Below are 18,597 nucleotides of genomic sequence, written 5' to 3'. Positions count from 1 at the left end.
CCGCCAGCCAGGGAGGGTCATGCCGGCCGAGCGAGACCAGCACAACGCCTTCGGACAGCCGACCGGCCTCTGGCCGGGGCAGGACGTCCCGCGCCAGCAGGGCGGGGGCGCCCTGCCCTGGCCCGAGGCCGCGCCGCCGGTGCCACCGGCCGAGGCCCGGCCCGGCCTGCCCTGGCCGGAGAGCGGGCCGGGCGCGGGTCACGCCGACCCCGATCCCCGGTGGGCCGGTGCCGACCGTGGCTACGCCGGCCCGCCGCGGCAGGCCGGCCCGCCCGGACATCCCGACGCACCCGGGGACGGCGGCTGGGCCCAGGGCACGGACGACGACTGGACCGCGCACGGCGGTCCCGACGACTGGGCGCCGCAGGGCGCGGACGCCGGCTGGGCGCCACAGGGTGATGACGCGGGCTGGGGTCCGCACGCCGGAGGCGCCGGCGGCTGGACGCCGCAGGACGGACCGGCGGGCCCGATGCCGCAGGCCGGGCCGGGCGGCTGGGGGCCGCCGGCCGGCCCGGGCCCGGAGGCCGGTTGGGCCGAGGGCGCGCCGACGGCGACCGCCACGCTGCCCGGGCCGCCGCCGGACGGGGTCCGGGCCGAGCCGCGGGTGCGGCCCGGCGCCGGTGGCGCCGACCAGCCGCCGCCTCCGCCGGTCGCGCCGACCCCGACGCCGCCCGGGGGTTCCCGCCGGCGCTGGCGGGTCGCCCTCGCCACGGCCCTCGTGCTCGCCGTCGCGGGCGGCGGCGTCGCCGTGGCGACCCTCCGTCCCGACGAGACCCCGCAGGCCGGCGGGACGCCGCGGACCGGCGGACCGGCGCAGTCGGCCGGCCCCAGCGCCGCGACCTCGCCCGGCGCCGCCACGCCGAGCGCCGAACAGGGCCTCGGCGGCAAGCCCTCCGTGTCGCCGTCGACCTCCGCCGGCTCGGTGCCCGGCTTCGCCGGCACCCGGCTGACCCTGCCCGGCGCGTCGATCGGCGTGCAGAACGGGGAGACCTTCGGGCAGGCCTTGAGCCGCTCCGACCGCACCTTCGGCAAGCTGCGGATGGCCCGCGTCTTCTTCCCCGGCCTGCCGCCGGCCTGGAACGGCAGCCGGGCCGACGTGGTGGACCGGACCGTGGTGGTCTCCTTCAAGGCCTCCCCGCAGGAGATCAACTCCGGCAAGTACGACTCCCGGCTCGCCTCCTGGTTCGCCTCGATCCCGCGCGACCACAACGTGTACTGGTCCTACTTCCACGAGCCCGAGGACGACGTGGAGCGCGGCGCGTTCACCACGGCGGCGTACCGGACGGCCTGGAAGCGGGTCGCCGGGCTGGCGAACCGGGCGAACAACCCCAAGCTGATCAACACGCTGATCCTGATGTGCTGGACGCTCGACCCGAAGTCCGGGCGCAGCTTCGACTCCTTCTATCCGGGTGGCGACGTCATCGAGACGCTCGGTTGGGACTGCTACAACTGGGGCGCCAAGTGGAAGCGGTACGCCTCGCCGCAGGAGATCTACGGCGAGATGATCAGCAAGTCCAAGGCGCTGGGCAAGCCCTGGGGCGTCGCGGAGACCGGCAGTGACCTGGTGCCGGGCGACTCGGGCAGCGGGCGGGCCAACTGGATCCGCTCGATGACCGGCTACCTCAACGGTCAGCGGCCGGAGTTCGTCGCGTACTACAACCAGGTGGTCAGCCAGGGCGACTTCCGGCTGCTCGACCAGCCGAGCATCCAGGCGTGGAAGTCCTTCTGCGTGGCCTGACCCCGCGCACGGAAACGGGCGGGCGACCGGCTGGTCGCCCGCCCGTCGCGTACGGCTCAGATGCCCCGGCCACGCTTGTGCAGCGTGCGCAGCACGCGGTCGGCCTGCACGGCGCGGCTCGCCACCGCCAGCGCCAGGTAGGCGCGCGGCTCCCGCGGGTTGCGGGCGAGGGTGCGCCGGGCCCACCGCACGGCGTCCCGCCGGTTGCCCATGGCCGCCTGGGCGAAGGCGATCTGGCCGGCCACCCGGGCCTCGCCGTGCGGCACCGTGGCGAACTCCGGGTAGCGGCGCAGCAGCCACTGCAACGCCGTCGAGATGGTCTCCCAGCGCTGCGCGAAGTACGACCGCTTGTGCCAGCGGACCAGCACGTACGGGCTCTCCACGTTGACCAGCGGGGCGTACCGGGCGGCCCGGAGCAGGAACTCGTAGTCCTCCGCGTAGCTGCCCGGGATCTGCTCGTCGACGAGCCCGATGGCGTCGAGCAGGGCGGCCCGGCGGATCAGGAAGGTCGACGGGTGCAGCTCGGTGAGCCGGTCGCGGAGCAGCGCCTCCAGCGACACCCGCGACCGGTCCAGCGAGCGGTCCACCGTGCGGTCGTCGTAGCTGACCCGGATGCCGCAGCTGACCAGCGCCCCGTCGGGGTGCACGTCGAGCGCGCCGAGCTGGGCGGCGAGCTTGCCCGGCAGCCACTCGTCATCGTCGTCGCAGAACGCGACAAGGTCGCCGGTGGCCGCCTCGATGCCGGTGTTGCGCGCCCCGGCCAGCCCCGGGCTGCGGGTGTTGGTGATGACCCGGACCCGCCGGTCGCCCCGGTCCATCTCCAGCGACCGGTCCGGCTCGGACTGGTCGTAGACCACGATGGCCTCGATGAGGCCGGGGTGCGCCTGGCTGAGGATCGCGTCGAGCGCCGCGCGCAGCAGCTCCGGACGGTCCCGCGTCGGTACGACGACCGAGATGCTCGGCCCACTCATGCTTTCTCCACGGACTCGTCGGATCCCCGCTGGCCCAGGTAGCCGTAGCGGACTCGGAAGGGGAGCGTGGCCAGGCTGACCACGGCCCGGCTGCGGCGCGGCAGGCGGCTCCGCCACGCCTCGTCCCGCCGCACGGTCAGCGGCCCACCACTGAACCGCAGCGGGTTGCCCGCGATGCTGTGCGCCCGGAACGGAGAGGCGGGCGGATCCGTCAGGATGCGCAGCGCCTCGGGGTCGTCCGGCAGGCCGGCGAACTCGCGCAGCCGGCGGACCGTGCCGGCCGGGTCGGCGGTGAAGTCCTCGTAGCGCAGCCGCAGCACCTGCGCCCGGGCGGCGAGCAGGTGGAACGCGGCGTTCTGCGCGGTCCACAGCTTGCTCACCTCGAACGGCGAGAAGGTCGGCATGAAGTCCTCGCCGTCGACCACCTCGGGCCGGCGCACCTGCTTACCCCACGAGTACGCCACCGCCCGGCTGTCCCGGACCAGGTGCAGCACCCGCAGGTCGAGCCCCTCGGCCCAGCGCAGGGCGAAGGCGAGCGAGGCGTGCTTGCTGGAGTCGACCACCACCCGGGCGCCGGTCGCCGCGAGGGCGGCCCGGTAGATGCGGGTGTAGAGGTCGGCGTAGCGGCGGACGTCGGCGAGCTGCTCCGGGGAGAGCGAGTTCTTCGCCAGCCGGGGGATGTGCCGGGTGCGGTCGACCCGGTCCTTGAGCGCCAGCACGTCGTCCCGGTCGACGGCGGACCAGCCGCCGAACGCGTGCTCACCGACCCGCTGCCAGAACGGGCACGCGGTGAACCGTTCGCCGCAGCCGCACCGCTCGTCGGCGCCCAGCGCCCGCTCCCAGAGGTGCACCACCTCACCGACCGCGCACACGTCGGCACTCTGTGCCAGCAGCAGCTCCAGCAGGGTCGAGCCGCTGCGGCCGAGGCCGCCGACGAAGAGGACGCGGGGCTCGGCCGACTCCGCGGCGCTCACCCGCGCCGCCCGCCGGCGCGCTGGCGGACCCGGCGGGCCACCAGGTCGTCGATCACCGCGCCGACCCGGGCCACCGCCTCGGCGCGCGGATCGGGCCGGCCCGGGTCGGCGGCCAGGACGAACCGGGCCGGGTCGGCCAGCCCCTCGTCGAGGGCCGCGACCAGTTCGGCCTCGGACTCGCAGAGCCGGACCATGCCGGCCGCGCCCAGCCGCCGGGAGAAGAGCTGCTGGTGGTTGTCGACGTGCTCGTCGTGGGTCGGGTCGCGGGGCACCACGATCGGCAGGTGGCCGGTGCGCCGGGCCTCGGTGATGGTGGCCGGGCCGCCGTGGCTCACCACGAGCGTCGCCTCGGCCATCGCCCGCTGGAGCTCCTCGTGGCCGAGGAACGGGGTGGCCTCGGGCAGCGCCGGCGGGCGGCTGTGGCCGTACTGGAGGACGAGCCGGACGCCCGGCCGGTCGGCGTGCCAGCGCTCCAGCCAGCCCACCAGCCGGTCGAACCGGTGCACGTCGGTCCCGACGACGACCAGCACGTAGGGGACGGTCCGCCGGTCACGCTGCCGGGGCGGTTCGAAGGTCACAGCAGGTTCCCCACGACGGTCGCCTCCGGGTACATGCGGCGCTGCTCCTCCCACTGCACGAGCATCGCGGAGAGGAAGGGACGGCAGAGCCGGGCGGTCAGGGTCGCGCTGTCGATGCGGTCGTAGACCTCGATGTAGACCGTCGGGATCCGGCGCAGCCGGGCGGCGACCACGAACGGCAGGGCGACCCCGGCGCCGGTGGTGACCACGGCGTCGACCCGGCGCCGGCGGATCACCTTCAGCGCGAGGAAGGCGTTGCGGACCAGGTTGCGGACGTTGCGGGTGGTGGGGTGGTGGGCCCAGACCACGTCCTCGCCGTCGAGCAGCGACCGGGCGTCCGGGGTGTCGAAGGTGACCCACGCCCGACGGCGCTCCCGGTACCACGGCTCCAGCGCCAGGAGCTGGGCGAGATGCCCACCACTGGAGCCGACCAGCAGGACCTGCCCCGAGTCGTCGATTGACCCGCTCACCAGATTGTTCCTCCCCGTACGCCGCGACCGCGTCCGGATTTTCGCGAATGACCCTCGGACGCGCCATGACAACCTACTGGCGCGGGGGTGGACAACTGAAGGGGCCGTTGGACGGATCCCCACCGACCGGTCGGGTCACCCCGGGAATCCTCTGCACGGGATCCGGCGGGACGCGCGACGACCGAGGTCAGCCGGGGTACGCCCACCGCGGCGGGCCGGGCCTACCGCGCCGGCCGTCATGTGTCAGGATTCCGTCACCGCTCCGCACGAGGATCGACGGCGACGCCGATCCCGGGGGCAGGTCGGGCCCGACACCGGGAAACCCGCCGAATGGCCAGCGCCGATCGGCCATATCTACGCGGGCTGCCTACACCTGGGCAGGCTTACCGGAACGTGAGCAGACTTTCCCTCATCGTTCGGATCGGGGACACTCAAGGTCACGGTCAGGTCCAGCTGCGCCGTGGACTGCCCGGCTCGGTCGAAAGGGAGCGACAGACTCTGATGCCCTCACCCCATTTGGCCGAGAGCGACTCCGACGGTCTTGCCCTCATGGCCTACCTGGGCTGGCTGCGCCGCCGTTGGTGGATCCTGCTCCTCGCCGCGGTCCTCGGCCTGGCCGGCGGCCTGGCGGTGAGCCAGCTGCAGCACGCGCGCTACACGTCGAACACCTCGCTGCTGGTCCGCCCGCTCAGCGCCGGCGCGGAGAGCAACCCGAACGCCAAGGTGAACCTCGACACCGAGGCGCAGGTGGTCCGTTCGCTGGTCGTGGCCGAGCGGGCCAAGGGCCTCATGAAGGTCGGCACCGGGGCCGACCAGCTGGTGAAGTCGGTGACGGTCACCGTCCCGCCGAACAGCCAGATCCTCCAGGTGGCCTACGAGGCGGACAGCCCCGCCCAGGCGCAGTCCGGGTCGCACGCCTTCGCGCAGGCGTACCTCGATCTGCGCAAGGCGACCGCGCAGAAGGCGCTGGAGAACGAGACCACCGCGCTGAAGCAGCAGATCAGCGAGGTGAACAAGCAGCTCAGCGCGGTCGCCGGGCGGATCGCCGCGGCGCCGGCCAACAGCCCCGAGCGGGAGCGTGCCGAGGCCGACCGGAACGTGCTGACCAATCAGCTCACCTCGCTGAACAACCGGCTCAGCCCGCTGCTCTCCACCGAGAGCGACCCCGGCGAGATCATCTCGGACGCCCGGCTGCCGGAGAGCCCCAGCTCGCCGAACCGCACCTTGAACCTGGCCAGCGGCATGGGCGCCGGCCTGCTGCTCGGCATCGTCCTGGCGCTGGTGCTGGACCGGCTCGACACCCGCATCCGCCGCGGGCGCGACATCGCCGACCGGGTCGGCCTGCCGCTGCTGCTGGAGCTGCCCGCGCGCACCCCGTCGCTGGCGGTGCTGCCGGCCACCCACAAGATCTCCCGCGAGCTGGGCCGCCTGCGCAACGTGCTGCTCTCCGCGGTGCCCGAGCCGGTGCAGGCCGGCCGTGGCCGCCAGCTGCTGCTCTGCGACGGCTCGGCCGGCAACGCCGCCGGGTTCGTCGCGGCCAACCTGGCCGCCGCGTACGCCCGCACCGGCCAGCAGGTCGCCCTGATCACCACCAAGCCGGACTCGGCACTGAGCGGCATCACCGGGGTGGCCGAGGGGCGGCACAGCCTCGCCTCGGTGCTCCGCCGGGACGTGCCGGCGCTGAAGGCGCTGGCCCCGCTGCCAGGCCTCGGCCAGCTCCGGGTGCTCGTCCCGGGCGACCTGGACGCCGAGGTCGAGCTGCCGGTCTCCGGCCTGCTGGAGATCCTGCACGAGCTGTCCGCGCGCTTCGACCACGTCATCATCGAGACCGCCCAGCCGACCCTCGCCGTGGAGGCCCAGGCACTGGGCCGGCACGTCGACGCGGTGATCGTCGTGGCCGAGACCGGGCGGACCCGCAGCGGTGAGATCACCGCGGCGCTCCAGCAGTTCGAGCAGGTCAACGCCCCGGTGATCGGCGCCGTGCTGGCCCCGCGCCTGCCCGCTCCGGGCCCCGCCGCCGCCCGCCCGGCGGCCCCGGCCAACCGGCCGAAGCCCCGGCCGAGCCCCGGCCCGTCCGCCGAGTCCACGATGGTGCTGCCCCGGATGCACCCGTCCGCGTCCGGCGCCTCCGGCGGGTCGGCCAAGCCGCCCACGCCGGGCAAGGCGTCGGTCAAGCCGCCGGCGCCGGGCAAGCCGCTGCCGGTCAACGGCAGCGGTGGCACCTACCGGTCCCGGGGCGACGGCGACGGCCGCAGCTACGCCCTCGACTCCGGCGAGGACCTGGGGTGAACCGTCGGCAGATGCTCCGCGCCGCCCTCGCCCCGGCCCTCGTGGTCGGCTTCGGCACGGCCTGCAGTGAGCCCCAGCCCGAGGCGGGCAGCGTCGACGTGGTCGACCCGGGCACCGCCCCGGCGACGCCCCCGCCGAGCCCGACCCCGAGCCTGCCGGCCGGCCCGCTGACCGGCGCGCCGGTGAGCGCGGCGCCGCTGGCCGGCCGCCAGGCGGTCGCCGTGCCGCTGCGGGTGAGTTCCTCGACGACGCCCGCCGGGCTGGACGCGGCCGATCTTGTCTACGCCGAGTTCGCCGAGTCGGACACGCTGCACCTGACCGCGGTGTTCCACTCCCGCGACGCCGCCAAGGTCGGCCCGGTCACCGAGATCCGCCCGGTCGACATCCGGTCGGTCGCCGTGCTGCGCCCGGTCGTCGGCTACGCCGGCGGCCCCACCGGCTTCCTCAGCCAGTTCGAGAAGTCCGGGCTGGCCGGGGTCACCCCGGACGACGGCGACGCCATCGACGACGGCTACACCTCGACGGCCGCGCTGCTCAAGGCCGCGCCGAAGGGTGGCCAACCGCCGACGCCGCCCCTCGACCACGCCACTGACGGCGCCGCGCTGGCCGCGCGGGACCTCGTCCCGGCCACCGAACTGTCGATCGCCGTCTCCGGCGGCCCGCCCATGGTCTGGCGGTACGACCAGCAGAAGTCGCATTGGGTTGGCAAGGTCGGCACCGCCACGGTGACCGCCGCCTCGGTGATCGTGCTGACCATGGAATACCGGACGCTCGACGTCCGGAACCCGTCGCCGCGGTCACTCCCGTCGGCGAACGTCTTCGGCGAGGGCGCGGTGGTCGCGGTCTCCGGGCCGTCCAGCGCGAAGGGCCGGTGGCGGAAGCCGGGCCTGGGCATGGTCTGCACCCTCGCCGACACCGGCGGCGACCTCCTGCACCCGCAGCCGGGCAACGCCTGGGTGATCTACGCGCCGACCACCGCCAAGGTCAGCGTGAAATGAGCACCGTCACCCCGCCCCGCCCGGCGCGCGGGTCGGCCCCGGTCGACGCGGCGGTCCCGCCGCCCGCCGGGGCCCGGCTCGCGCCGGCCGTGGTGCGGCCGAAGGGCTGGTCACTGCGGTTGCCCACGGCGTGGCCGCTGATCGCGCTCTTCGTGCTCTACCCGCTGTGGTGGGCGCTCGGGGTGTCCAGCTTCGTCTTCGTCATCTTCGCGGTGCCGATGCTCGTGCAGATGGTCCGCCGGGGCCCGGTCCGGGTGCCACCGGGCTTCGGGATCTGGCTGGTCCTGCTGCTCTGGCTGGTGCTCTCCGCCGCGATGCTCGGCCTCACCGCACCGAACACGCTGCCGCCGGGCGGCGGCGGCCGGTACATCGGCTGGGCCATCCGGCTGGCCAACTTCGTCAGCATGACCGTGGTCATGCTCTACGTCTACAACCTCGGCGAGCGGGAGCTGTCGCGGCGCCGGATCGTCCGGCTCTTCGGGTTCATGGGCGTGGTCGTGGTGATCGGCGGCTGGCTCGGCTCGCTCTTCCCGACCCTCGGCTTCGTCGCGCCGCTGCGGTTCATCCTGCCGCACTCGATCGCCAGCCAGCCCTTCGTCGCCTCGCTCATGGACGTCAAGTTCGCCCAGGTCCAGCAGGTGCTCGAGGGCGAGGCCAGCTCGCCCCGGCCGTCCGCGCCGTTCACCTACACGAACTCGTGGGGCGAGAACACGGCGATCCTGCTCATCTGGCTGATCGTCGGCTGGGTGGTGCTGGGCAAGCCGCTGCGCCGGCTGGCCGGCGTGGCGATCGCGCTGGCCGCGATCTTCCCGATCATCTACTCGCTCAATCGCGGCCTCTGGATCGGTCTGGGCATCTCCGCGGTCTACGTGGCCGTCCGGCTCGCCCTGCGCGGCCGGATGGTGGTGCTCGGCGGGCTCGCTCTGGCGGTCGGGCTGATCGGGGTGCTGATCGTCGCCACACCACTGGGCCGCACCTTCGACGAGCGACTGCAGAACGGGCACAGCGACGACATCCGCACCACCCTCTCCGAGGGCGCGGTCACCGCGGCCAACCACTCACCGATCCTCGGCTACGGCGGCAACCGGGCGCTGATCGGCAGCAACCGGTCGATCGCCATCGGCAAGTCCGACGACTGCAAGCAGTGCGGCAACCGGGAGCTGGGCAGCAACGGCCAGCTCTGGGCGCTGCTGGTCGGCCAGGGCTACGTCGGCGCGATCGCCTACAACGGCTTCTTCCTCTTCTGCCTCTGGCGCTACCGGCGCGACCACAGCGCCATCGGGATCGCCGGCAGTCTCGTGCTCATCCTCATGCTCTTCTTCCAGTTCACCTACGGGGCACTGGAAGCCACCCTCGCCTACGGTCTGATCTCGGTCGCCCTGCTCGCCCGCAACGACCGGCTCCGCCGGGCGCTCGCGCCGGCGCCACCGCGGGGCACCGTGGCCGGGCTGCGGGCCCGACTGGAAGCAGCCGGTAACAACTGATGGTGTTCCGCGTACCTCCGGACGGCGACGGCCGCTCCGCCTACCTCGGTGAGCTGGCCGGGTTGATCTGGCCTGAGCCGGCGGAACCCGCCCTGCGCCGGGGCGGTGCCGGCTGGGTGGTGGTGCCCTCGGCGTCCCGCCCCCGGCTGCTGGTGCCGACCGGCTCCGGCCGCGCCGCGGCGAGCGCCGTCCGGCACTCCACCGAGGCGGTCGGCCGCAAGGCGAAGCTGGTCCGGCAGGGTCTGGCCACCGCGTTCCGGCTCGGGCTGGGGCCGGTGGTGTTCCGCGACCGGCTGGTGGTGACGGGCGGTGGCCTGGACGCGTACCTGGCCGAGGTGCTGGGCGAGCCGACGCTGGTCAGCCTGCACATCGGGCCGGCCCGGGCGAACCGCAAGCCGGTGCTGCAACTGCTCGCCCCGGACGGCCGGGCCCTCGGGTACGCGAAGCTCGGCGTCGACCCGCTGACCCGCGCGCTGGTCGACGCGGAGGCCGCCGCGCTGCGCCGGCTCGCCGACCTGCCGCTCGGCCCGGTCGCCGTGGCCGGGGTACGCCACCACGGCGACTGGCACGGGCACGCGCTGCTGGTGCAGGAGGCGCTGCCGGTGCGGCTGCCCCGGGCCACCCCGACCGCCGCCGAGGCGGCCGAGCGGGCGGCCATGGTGGCGGTCGCCGGCTGTCTGGGCGTACGCCGGCGGTCCTGGGCCGGAAGTGACCACGCGGCCCGGCTGGCCGACGCGGTGGACGCGCTCGGCGCACGCCCGGAGGCCGGGCGGCTGCGCACGGTGCTCAAGACTGTCGCGGACCTGGACCCGACGGTGGCGTTCGGCGCCTGGCACGGTGACTGGAACGGCGGCAACAGCGCCGCGCTGGCCGACGGCCGGGTGCTGGTCTGGGACTGGGAGCGGTTCGAGGCGGACGTGCCGGTCGGCTATGACGCGCTGCACCGGGCGGTGCAGACCGCGATCGGCAACGACGGGGTGGAGCCGACCGAGGCCGCGCGGGCGCTGATCACCGGCGCGGACCGGAGCCTGGCGCCGTTCGACTCCGCCGGCCGGGGCGCCGACCTGGTCGCCGTGCTCTACCTGGTGGAACTGGCGGCACGCTATCTGCGGGACCGGCAGGCGGAGGCGGGTGCGCGACTGGGGCACGTCGACACCTGGCTGCTGCCCGCCGTGGAGGAGCACCTGGCCCGTCGGGCCCGGTGAGAGTGAGGAGTGGGGACGTGACGCTGGCCAAGGAGCAGGCGCTCCGCGCGGTGAAGTCGGTGAGCCGGACGGTCGGTCGGTTGACCGCCGGGTCGCGGATGGTGCCGGGATTCCTGATCGTGGGGGCGCAGCGCTGCGGCACCACCTCGCTGTTCAAGACGCTCTCGCAGCACCCCGGGGTGCTGCCACCCGCCTACCACAAGGGCGTGCACTACTTCGACATGGACTACCACCGGGGGATGAGCTGGTACCTGGGGCACTTCCCCACCACCGGCAAGGCGGAGGCGGTGAAGGCGCAGGTCGGCGTCCGCGGGATCACCGGCGAGTCGAGCCCCTACTACATGTTCCACCCGCTGGCGGCGCAGCGGATCGCCCAGGACCTGCCCTCGGTGAAGCTGCTGGTGCTGCTGCGCGACCCGGTGGAGCGGGCCTACTCGGCGCACTCGCACGAGCTGGCCCGGGGCTACGAGACCGAGCCGGACTTCGAGCGGGCGCTGGCGCTGGAGGAGGAGCGGACGGCCGGTGAGCGGGAGCGGATGACCGCCGACCCGACGTACGCGAGCCACCACCTGCAGCACAACGCCTACCTGGCCCGCGGGCGCTACATCGAGCAGGTGGAGCGGCTGGAGGCGCTGGTCGGCCGGGAGCGGCTGCACGTGATCGACAGCGACGACTTCTTCGCCGATCCGCGGCCGTCCTTCGACGCGGTCTGCGACTTCCTCGGCCTGCCCCGCTGGGCGGACATCGCCTTCGGCAAGCACAACTCGCGGTCCCGCTCGCCCATGTCGGCCGAGCTGCGGACCCGGCTGGAGGACCATTTCGCCCCGTACGACGAGCGGCTGGCCACCTGGTGGGGACGCGTGCCGTCGTGGCGGCGGTGACCCGGGCGGACGCCGGCACCCCGACGCTGACCGCACCCCCGGGCGGGGCGGGAGCCGGCGCGGGCCTGGGCGGCGCGGCCCGGCAGGGCTTCGCCAACCTGGTCGGGGTGGGCCTGGCCGCGGTGGCCGGCTTCGGGCTGAACATCGTCATCGCCCGGGGCTGGTCGGTCCGCGAGGCCGGCATGTTCTTCGCCGCCACCAGCGCCTTCATGATCGCCGCGTCGGCGGCCCGGCTCGGCACCGACGTGGGGACCGTCTACTTCGTCAGCCGGCAGCGGACGCTCGATCAGCGGGACCGGATCCGTGGCACGATCCTGGCCGGGCTGCTGCCGGTGCTGGCGGTCGGCGTGCTGCTCGGCCTGGCCGGCTGGCTGGCCGCACCGGCGCTGGCCGAGGCAACCATGCCGGAGGCCGGCCCGGGCGCGGTGACCGCGCTGCGGGTCCTGCTGGCCTTCGTGCCGCTGGCCGCGCTGAACGACTACGCGCTGGCCGCCTGCCGTGGCTTCGGCCAGATGCGGCCGCTGCTCACCGTGGAACGGCTCGGCCGCACCCTGGTGCAGTTCCTGGCCGTGGCGGTGGCCGCCTGGCTCGGCCTCTCCGCCACCGTCGCGCTGCCGCTGGCGTGGGTGGTGCCCTACCTGCTCGCCGCGGTGGTCGCGCTGGCCTGGCTGGGCCGGCTGGTCGGCCGTGCCGGCCGGCACGTGGCCCGGCCGGTGCCGGCGGGCGAGCTGGTCGGGCCGTTCTGGCGGTTCACCGGGCCGCGCGCGGTCAGCAGCCTGGCCGCGATCGTGGTGCAGCGGCTCGACATCGTGCTGCTCAGCGCGCTGCGCGGGCCGGCCGACGCGGCGCTCTACACGGCCGCGACCCGGTTCCTGGCGCTCGGCCAGCTCTCCAGCGTCGCGCTCTCCAGCTCGGTGCAGCACCGGCTGGCCGCCGCGTTCGCCCGCGACGACCGGGCCGAGGCACGGCAGCTCTACCAGGCCGCCACCGGGTGGCTGGTGCTGCTCTCCTGGCCCGCCTACCTGATCTTCGCGGCGTTCGCCACGCCGATGCTGGCTCTGTTCGGGTCCGGCTACGGCGGCGGCCACCGGGTGGTGGTGCTGCTCGCGCTGACCATGCTCGTGGCCACCGGCTGCGGCATGGTCGACATGGTCCTGAACATGGCCGGCCGGACCGCGTGGACGTTCTACAACGCGATGGCCGGCACGGTGCTCAACGTGGTCGCCAACCTCCTGCTCATCCCGCGGTACGGCATCCTCGGCGCGGCCCTGGCCTGGACCGTCTCGATCCTGGTGACCAACCTGGTGCCGCTGGCCCAGCTCTGGTGGTCGATGCGGCTGCACCCGTTCGGGTCCGGCACCCGGGCCGCGATGGCGCTGGCCGTCGCCGCGTTCGGCCTGCCGCTCGGGGTGGCCCGCCTGCTCGACGCCCCGACGCCCGTGGTCGCCCTGGTGGCCGTCGGCGGCGTGGCGGCGTACCTGGCCGGCGCCTGGCGCTTGCGGACCACCCTGCACCTCGACGCGCTGCGCACGCTGCGGCGGGGCCGCAACCGCGCCGGCGCGAACCCGGCCGCCCAGTCCTGACCCGTTCCTGCGTACCGATGGGACCCCGATGACCAGCAGCACGCCCCTCTCCGCGCACTCCGGCCTGTCGACCGTGAAGGCCGCGAAGCTCGCCGCCGTCGGCCTGCTGGCCGACCGGAAGGAACGCCGGGAGCTGGAGCGGCCGGTGGAGGCCGCCAACCGGAAGCTGAGCCTGAAGGTCGAGCGGCCGATCTTCATCCTGGGCGCGCCCCGCTCCGGCACCACGTTCCTGGGCAGCTGCGTGGGGGCGCTGCCGGACGTGTCCTACCACTTCGAGCCCCGGCTCACGAAGGCCGTGGCCCGCTGCGTGTACGAGGGCAGCTGGACCCCGCAGCGCGCGGCCCGCTACTTCCGCGGCTACTACGGTGCGCTGCTCGCCGCCTCGGGCCACGGGGGCCTGCGGTTCGCCGAGAAGGACCCGGAGAACTGCTTCATCGTGCCGTTCCTGACCGAGGTCTTCCCGGACGCGGTCTTCCTGCACGTCTACCGGGACGGCCGGGACGTGGCGGTGTCGCACGCCGAGCAGCCGTGGCTGAACGCGGCCTCGACGGGCACCGGCAAGAGCGGCCGGGGCGGCACGCCGTGGGGCGCCGCGCCCCGGTTCTGGGTGGAGCCGGAGCGACGCGAGGAGTTCAGCCGGGTCTCCGACCTGGGCCGGTCGGCCTGGATGTGGCGCCGTTTCACCAGCAGCGCGCTGGCCCAGCTAGCCCAGGTGCCCGCGGAGCGGGTCCGGCATCTCCGCTACGAGGACATCGTGAGCCGGCCGGCCGAGGCGGCCGAGGTGGTCGCCGACTTCCTGGCGGTCGGCGACCCGGCGGGCCGGCAGGCGCTGCACGCCCGGTTCGCCAAGGCCCGGCCGAACTCGGTCGGCCGCTGGCGGCAGCGACTGACCGAACAGGACCTCGCGGACGTGCTCGCCGAGGCGGGGCCGCTGCTCAGGGAACTCGGCTACACCTCGTGAGGGCCGAGGCGCCGGTAGAGTGCCAGGGGTCGCCCGCCCGTCCCGGCGTGCCACCCCGCTGACGCGGGGTCCGTCGGGGCCGACGACCGTGGGGCCGGCGACCATCCTGGGGAGAGGTTGCGGTGGTACGACGGTTACGACGGACGATGCTGGCCGTGTTCGCTCTGGCCTGCCTCGTTCCGGCGGCGGCGGGCTGTGACTTCGGCTCGACCGACCGGCCGGAGGACACGACGACGGCGGTGGCTCCGCCTCCGCCCACGGTGACGCCCCGGACCGCTCCGGTCCGCACCACCGGGCGTGGGCCGGAGCTGCCGGAGAAGGGCGCCTGGGTGGGCGCCTGGGTCAAGCCGCAGTTCCACAACGCCACCGGCCGGGCGGCCGCGTTCGACGACTTCAACCGTGCCGCCGGGGGCGAACTGACCATCGCGCACATGTTCCACGAGTGGAACGAGGCCTTCCCGGGGGCCACGGAGCGGGCCTTCCAGTCCCAGGGGAAGCTCCAGATGATCTCCTGGCAGGGCACCGACACCCGGTCGACGGTCAGCGGCGTCTACGACTCGCTGATCCGGCAGCGGGCCGCGGACGTCAAGGAGTTCGGGGTGCCGGTGCTGCTGCGCTACCGGTGGGAGATGGACCGGCCGAACCTGGCCGCCAGCATGCACTCGCCGGAGGACTACATCGCCGCGTGGAAGCACGTCCGGGCCATCTTCACCGAGGTCGGCGTCACCAACGCGGCCTGGGTGTGGTGCCCGCACGCGGACGGCTTCGCCGAGCCCGACCGCGACGCCGCGGCCTACTACCCCGGCGACGACCAGGTGGACTGGCTCTGCGCCGACGTCTACCCCGGCCCGGAGTGGAACAGCTTCACCGACCGCATGGACCACTTCATGGCCTTCGCGCAGAAGCACCCGCGGCCGGTGGTGATCGGCGAGTTCGGCCTCACCCAGGACGGGCGGCCCGGCCAGCGGGCCAACTGGATGCGCGAGGTCGGGCCGTACCTGAAGAAGCACCCGCAGATCAAGGCGGCCGTCTACTTCGCCGCCCGGCAGACCACGAAACCCCTGTACGACAGCACCTTCGGCAACGACCCGGAGAGCGAGGCGGTGTTCCGCGAGATGGCCACCGACCCGTACTTCAACCCGCCACCGCCGGACCTCAGTGTCTCCTCGGCGCCACCCTCCGTACCGGGTCGATGATCTTCCCTCGTCTTTTCGTGTGACCTGGGGCGTTTGCTCGGTCAAAAACCCCGGTCCCGGGTGGACGGGCGACGGCACCATGCGAGAAGGTATTGCTCTCACGTCTGCGGTCGGCCGTGCGGCGCCCCACCTCGCGCCGGCACCGGCCACCGCAGCGCCTCCGACGTTTCCCCCGGAGCAGCCTGTGCCTTCCTCGATCCTGAGACACCGCTCGGTGTCCGCCCTCGGCGCTGCCGTGCTCGGCATCGCCACCCTTTTCACCCCCGTACCCGCGCTCGCCGCACCCGCACCGGACCACACCACGCTGGTCAGCGAGGTGCCGACGGACAAGACGCCGAACATCAACGACGGCAACGTCGTGGCCATCTACGACGCCGGCAGCAAGGTGATCGTCGGTGGTTCGTTCACGAAGGCGCAGAACCGTGGCTCCTCGACCACGGAGGTCACCCGGAAGGGCGTGCTGGCCTTCGACAAGGCCACCGGCAAGCTCGACGAGTCCTTCGCCCCGGTGCTCGATGGTGAGGTGACCGCGATCATCGCCGGGCCGACGCCGGGCACGGTCTACCTGGCCGGCACCTTCAACAAGGTGGGCGACAGCAACTTCCGGAAGATCGCCCTGCTCAACGTCGCCGACGGCACGCCGGTCGCCGGCTTCAAGGGCCCGGCGTTCAACGGCACGGTGAGCGACATCGCCCTGGTCGACGGGCGGCTCCTGGTGGGCGGCATCTTCACCACGGTGACCGCGACGACCACCCGCAACGGGCTGGCCTCGCTGAACCCGACCACCGGCGCGGTGACCGAATACCTCACCGTGGCGCTCACCGAGCACCACAACTGGACCAGCACCAACGGCGGCGCCTCGGCCGGTGTCGGTGTGGAGAAGCTGGCCGTCTCGCCGGACGGCAAGCACCTCGTGGTCATCGGCAACTTCAAGAAGGCCAACGGGGTCGTCCACGACCAGATCGTCCGGATCAACCTGGGCGACAGTGAGGCCACCGTCGCCGACTGGAACACCGACGGCTACTCGGGAGCCTGCAAGTACACCGCGTTCGACTCGTGGGTGCGGGACGTGCAGTTCGCCCCGAGCGGCAAGTACTTCATCGTGGTGACCACCGGCGCGTCCTACCCGGGCACGCTCTGTGACTCGGCGGCCCGCTGGGAGACCGCCGCCACCGGTGACGGGCAGCAGCCGACCTGGACCAACTTCAGCGGTGGCGACACCTTCCTCTCCACCGGCATCAGCGAGGAGGCCGTCTACGCCGGCGGTCACTTCCGCTGGTCGAACAACCCGCTCGCCCGCGACAAGGCGGGCCCCGGCGCGGTGCCGCGGGCCAGCATCGCGGCCCTCGACCCGGCCAGCGGCCTGCCGCTGTCCTGGAACCCCGGCCGCCACCCCCGCGGCTACGGCGTCACCGAGATGCTGGTGACCCCGGAGGGCCTCTGGCTGGGCAGCGACCAGGAGTACATCGGCAACTTCGACTACCAGCGGAAGCGGCTCGCCTTCTTCCCGCTGAGCGGCGGCGCCGCCCCGCACTCCACCAGCACCAAGGGCCTGCCCGGCGACGTCTACCAGGCCGGCCGCGCGGCGCAGACCGAGGTCCTCTACCGGGTCAACGCAGGCGGTCCGGCCATCCCGGCGACCGACGGCGGCCCGGACTGGGCCGGCGACACCCCCACCGCGCCCAGCCCGCACCACAACACCGGCAACAGCGTGTCGACCTACACGACCAACGCGACGTTCGACGCCACGGTGCCGGCGAGCACCCCCGCGACGCTGTTCAACAGCGAGCGCTGGGACGAGGCGACCGCCCCGGACATGCAGTGGGACATCCCGGTCGCGGCCGGCACCCGGATCGACGTGCGCCTCTACCTGGCCAACCGGTGGGCCGGCACGGGCACGGTGGGCAAGCGCAAGTTCGACGTCAGCATCGACGGCGTACTCAAGCTGAACGACTTCGACCCGGTGGCCAGTGCCGGCGGCACGGACCGCGGCACCATGCGGTCCTTCTCGCTGGTCAGTGACGGCGTGGTCGACATCGACTTCGGCCGGGTGCTGGAGAACCCGCTCGTCCAGGGCATCGAGATCGTGAAGACCGCGCCGACGCCGGACGCGGCGGACGTCCTCTACCGGGTCAACGCGGGTGGCGACCAGTTGGCCGCGCCGAGCGGCCCGGCCTGGGCCACCGACAGCCTCACGGTGCCGAGCACCCTGCACAACACGGGCAGCACCGTCACCACCTACACCACCGACGCGACGCTCGACGCCACCGTGCCGGCCGGCACCCCGGTCGCGCTGTTCAACAGCGAGCGCTGGGACCAGTCCACCGCGCCGGACATGCAGTGGGACTTCCCGGTCCCGGCGGGCACGCCGATCCAGGTCCGGCTCTACCTGGCCAACCGGTACGCCGGCACGGCCACGGCCGGCAAGCGCAAGTTCGACATCAGCATCGACGGCGTGCTCAAGCTGAACGACTTCGACCCGATCGCGTCGATCGGCGCCACCAACAAGGGCACCATGCGGGCCTTCGCGGTCACCAGCGACGGCAACGTCGACATCGACTTCGGTCGGGTGGTGGAGAACCCGCTGGTCCAGGGCATCGAGATCGTCAAGCTCCCGCCGGTGCCGCCGGCCACCACGGTGGACAGCATCACCAAGCGGTCGTACGACGGCGCCACCGCGGTGGGCAACGCCAGCTCGGTGGCCAACCCGGACAACACCCGGTGGTCGACGATCAAGGGTGCCTTCTGGGTGGGCGGTGACCTGTTCTACGGCGTCAACGGCGACCTCTACAAGCGCTCGTTCGACGGCACGAGCTTCGGCACCCCGAAGAAGCTCGACCCGTACCACGACGCCAAGTGGGACCTGGTCGTCACCGGCTCCGCGCCGGAGGGCCAGACCTACGCGGGCATGACGGGCAACTTCGCCGCCGAGCTGCCGAACGTGACCGCCATGTTCTACAGCGCCGGGCGCCTCTACTACACGCTGGCCGGCCAGAGCACCCTGTTCTGGCGCGGGTTCGCGCCCGACACCGGCGTCGTCGGTGCGGAGCGGAGCACGGTCACCGGCACGACGGCCTTCGCCGACACGAACGGCCTGTTCCTCGACGGCGACACCCTCTACGTCGTCTCCCGCAGCACCGGCAACCTCTCCTCGATGGCGTGGTCGGACGGCGCACCGACCGGCTCCGCCACCGTGCGCAGCGGCCCGGGCGTCGACAACGTGGACTGGCGGGGCACCGCGGTCTTCGTCGGCCCCTGACCGAAGGCGC

The 18,597-nt window shown here is 73.7% G+C and carries 14 protein-coding genes; 10 read left to right on the top strand and 4 right to left on the bottom strand.

Annotation, left to right across the window (positions count from 1 at the left end; all coding sequences use genetic code 11):
• Positions 1 to 19: 19 nt before the first annotated feature.
• The gene (locus GA0070214_RS19115; RefSeq protein WP_091265349.1) at positions 20 to 1,738 is read left to right on the top strand and encodes a glycoside hydrolase family 26 protein; all 1,719 of its coding nucleotides are present in this window, start codon (positions 20 to 22) and stop codon (positions 1,736 to 1,738) included.
• Between the two features lie 56 nt (positions 1,739 to 1,794).
• Here the strand turns inward: GA0070214_RS19115 and GA0070214_RS19110 are convergent, their stop codons facing one another.
• The 4 genes from GA0070214_RS19110 to GA0070214_RS19095 are packed head-to-tail and all read right to left on the bottom strand — an operon-like array spanning position 1,795 to position 4,734.
• Positions 1,795 to 2,709, bottom strand: coding sequence for a glycosyltransferase family 2 protein (locus GA0070214_RS19110; protein WP_091265346.1), 915 nt, complete (start codon positions 2,707 to 2,709; stop codon positions 1,795 to 1,797).
• Complete coding sequence (locus GA0070214_RS19105) at positions 2,706 to 3,683, bottom strand: sulfotransferase family protein (RefSeq protein WP_091265343.1); 978 nt, start codon at positions 3,681 to 3,683, stop codon at positions 2,706 to 2,708. The genes GA0070214_RS19110 and GA0070214_RS19105 overlap by 4 nt, the downstream gene beginning before the upstream one ends.
• Positions 3,680 to 4,261: a glycosyltransferase gene (locus GA0070214_RS19100; protein ID WP_091265340.1), complete on the bottom strand. Its 582-nt coding sequence runs from the start codon at positions 4,259 to 4,261 to the stop codon at positions 3,680 to 3,682. The genes GA0070214_RS19105 and GA0070214_RS19100 overlap by 4 nt, the downstream gene beginning before the upstream one ends.
• Positions 4,258 to 4,734, bottom strand: a complete 477-nt coding sequence (locus GA0070214_RS19095; RefSeq protein ID WP_091265599.1) for a glycosyltransferase family protein — start codon at positions 4,732 to 4,734, stop codon at positions 4,258 to 4,260. The genes GA0070214_RS19100 and GA0070214_RS19095 overlap by 4 nt, the downstream gene beginning before the upstream one ends.
• Before the next feature lie 498 nt (positions 4,735 to 5,232).
• Between GA0070214_RS19095 and GA0070214_RS19090 the strand changes: the two genes are divergently transcribed.
• The 9 genes from GA0070214_RS19090 (at position 5,233) to GA0070214_RS19050 (ending at position 18,587) form a co-directional block, all read left to right on the top strand.
• Positions 5,233 to 7,020, top strand: a complete 1,788-nt coding sequence (locus tag GA0070214_RS19090; RefSeq protein WP_091265336.1) for a Wzz/FepE/Etk N-terminal domain-containing protein — start codon at positions 5,233 to 5,235, stop codon at positions 7,018 to 7,020.
• Complete coding sequence (locus GA0070214_RS19085) at positions 7,017 to 8,018, top strand: DUF3048 domain-containing protein (RefSeq protein ID WP_091265333.1); 1,002 nt, start codon at positions 7,017 to 7,019, stop codon at positions 8,016 to 8,018. Before GA0070214_RS19090 ends, GA0070214_RS19085 begins: the two co-directional genes overlap by 4 nt.
• Positions 8,015 to 9,502: an O-antigen ligase family protein gene (locus GA0070214_RS19080; RefSeq protein WP_091265330.1), complete on the top strand. Its 1,488-nt coding sequence runs from the start codon at positions 8,015 to 8,017 to the stop codon at positions 9,500 to 9,502. The genes GA0070214_RS19085 and GA0070214_RS19080 overlap by 4 nt, the downstream gene beginning before the upstream one ends.
• On the top strand, positions 9,502 to 10,707 hold the full coding sequence (locus GA0070214_RS19075) for a hypothetical protein (protein WP_091265327.1): 1,206 nt from the start codon (positions 9,502 to 9,504) through the stop codon (positions 10,705 to 10,707). The genes GA0070214_RS19080 and GA0070214_RS19075 overlap by 1 nt, the downstream gene beginning before the upstream one ends.
• Positions 10,708 to 10,724: 17 nt before the next feature.
• A complete protein-coding gene (locus GA0070214_RS19070) occupies positions 10,725 to 11,588 on the top strand; it encodes a sulfotransferase family protein (RefSeq protein WP_091265324.1) in 864 nt (287 codons plus the stop codon).
• Positions 11,558 to 13,171: an oligosaccharide flippase family protein gene (locus GA0070214_RS19065; RefSeq protein ID WP_244167759.1), complete on the top strand. Its 1,614-nt coding sequence runs from the start codon at positions 11,558 to 11,560 to the stop codon at positions 13,169 to 13,171. The genes GA0070214_RS19070 and GA0070214_RS19065 overlap by 31 nt, the downstream gene beginning before the upstream one ends.
• A gap of 28 nt (positions 13,172 to 13,199) precedes the next feature.
• The gene (locus GA0070214_RS19060) at positions 13,200 to 14,132 is read left to right on the top strand and encodes a sulfotransferase family protein (RefSeq protein WP_091265315.1); all 933 of its coding nucleotides are present in this window, start codon (positions 13,200 to 13,202) and stop codon (positions 14,130 to 14,132) included.
• A gap of 146 nt (positions 14,133 to 14,278) precedes the next feature.
• Complete coding sequence (locus GA0070214_RS19055) at positions 14,279 to 15,328, top strand: glycoside hydrolase family 26 protein (protein WP_091265311.1); 1,050 nt, start codon at positions 14,279 to 14,281, stop codon at positions 15,326 to 15,328.
• Positions 15,329 to 15,512: 184 nt separating this feature from the next.
• A complete protein-coding gene (locus GA0070214_RS19050) occupies positions 15,513 to 18,587 on the top strand; it encodes a malectin domain-containing carbohydrate-binding protein (protein ID WP_091265304.1) in 3,075 nt (1,024 codons plus the stop codon).
• Positions 18,588 to 18,597: the final 10 nt, after the last annotated feature.

Source organism: Micromonospora chaiyaphumensis (assembly GCF_900091435.1).
Classification (GTDB): Bacteria; Actinomycetota; Actinomycetes; order Mycobacteriales; family Micromonosporaceae; genus Micromonospora; species Micromonospora chaiyaphumensis.
Note: the sequence above shows the minus strand (reverse complement) of the source record. Positions and strands in the feature narration are given on the sequence as shown.

Coding starts and splice junctions, on each gene's coding strand:
- GA0070214_RS19115 (WP_091265349.1), top strand. CDS start 20: ATGCCGGCCGAGCGAGACCAGCACAACGCCTTCGGACAGCCGACCGGC.
- GA0070214_RS19110 (WP_091265346.1), bottom strand. CDS start 2,709: ATGAGTGGGCCGAGCATCTCGGTCGTCGTACCGACGCGGGACCGTCCG.
- GA0070214_RS19090 (WP_091265336.1), top strand. CDS start 5,233: ATGCCCTCACCCCATTTGGCCGAGAGCGACTCCGACGGTCTTGCCCTC.
- GA0070214_RS19080 (WP_091265330.1), top strand. CDS start 8,015: ATGAGCACCGTCACCCCGCCCCGCCCGGCGCGCGGGTCGGCCCCGGTC.
- GA0070214_RS19075 (WP_091265327.1), top strand. CDS start 9,502: ATGGTGTTCCGCGTACCTCCGGACGGCGACGGCCGCTCCGCCTACCTC.
- GA0070214_RS19060 (WP_091265315.1), top strand. CDS start 13,200: ATGACCAGCAGCACGCCCCTCTCCGCGCACTCCGGCCTGTCGACCGTG.
- GA0070214_RS19055 (WP_091265311.1), top strand. CDS start 14,279: ATGCTGGCCGTGTTCGCTCTGGCCTGCCTCGTTCCGGCGGCGGCGGGC.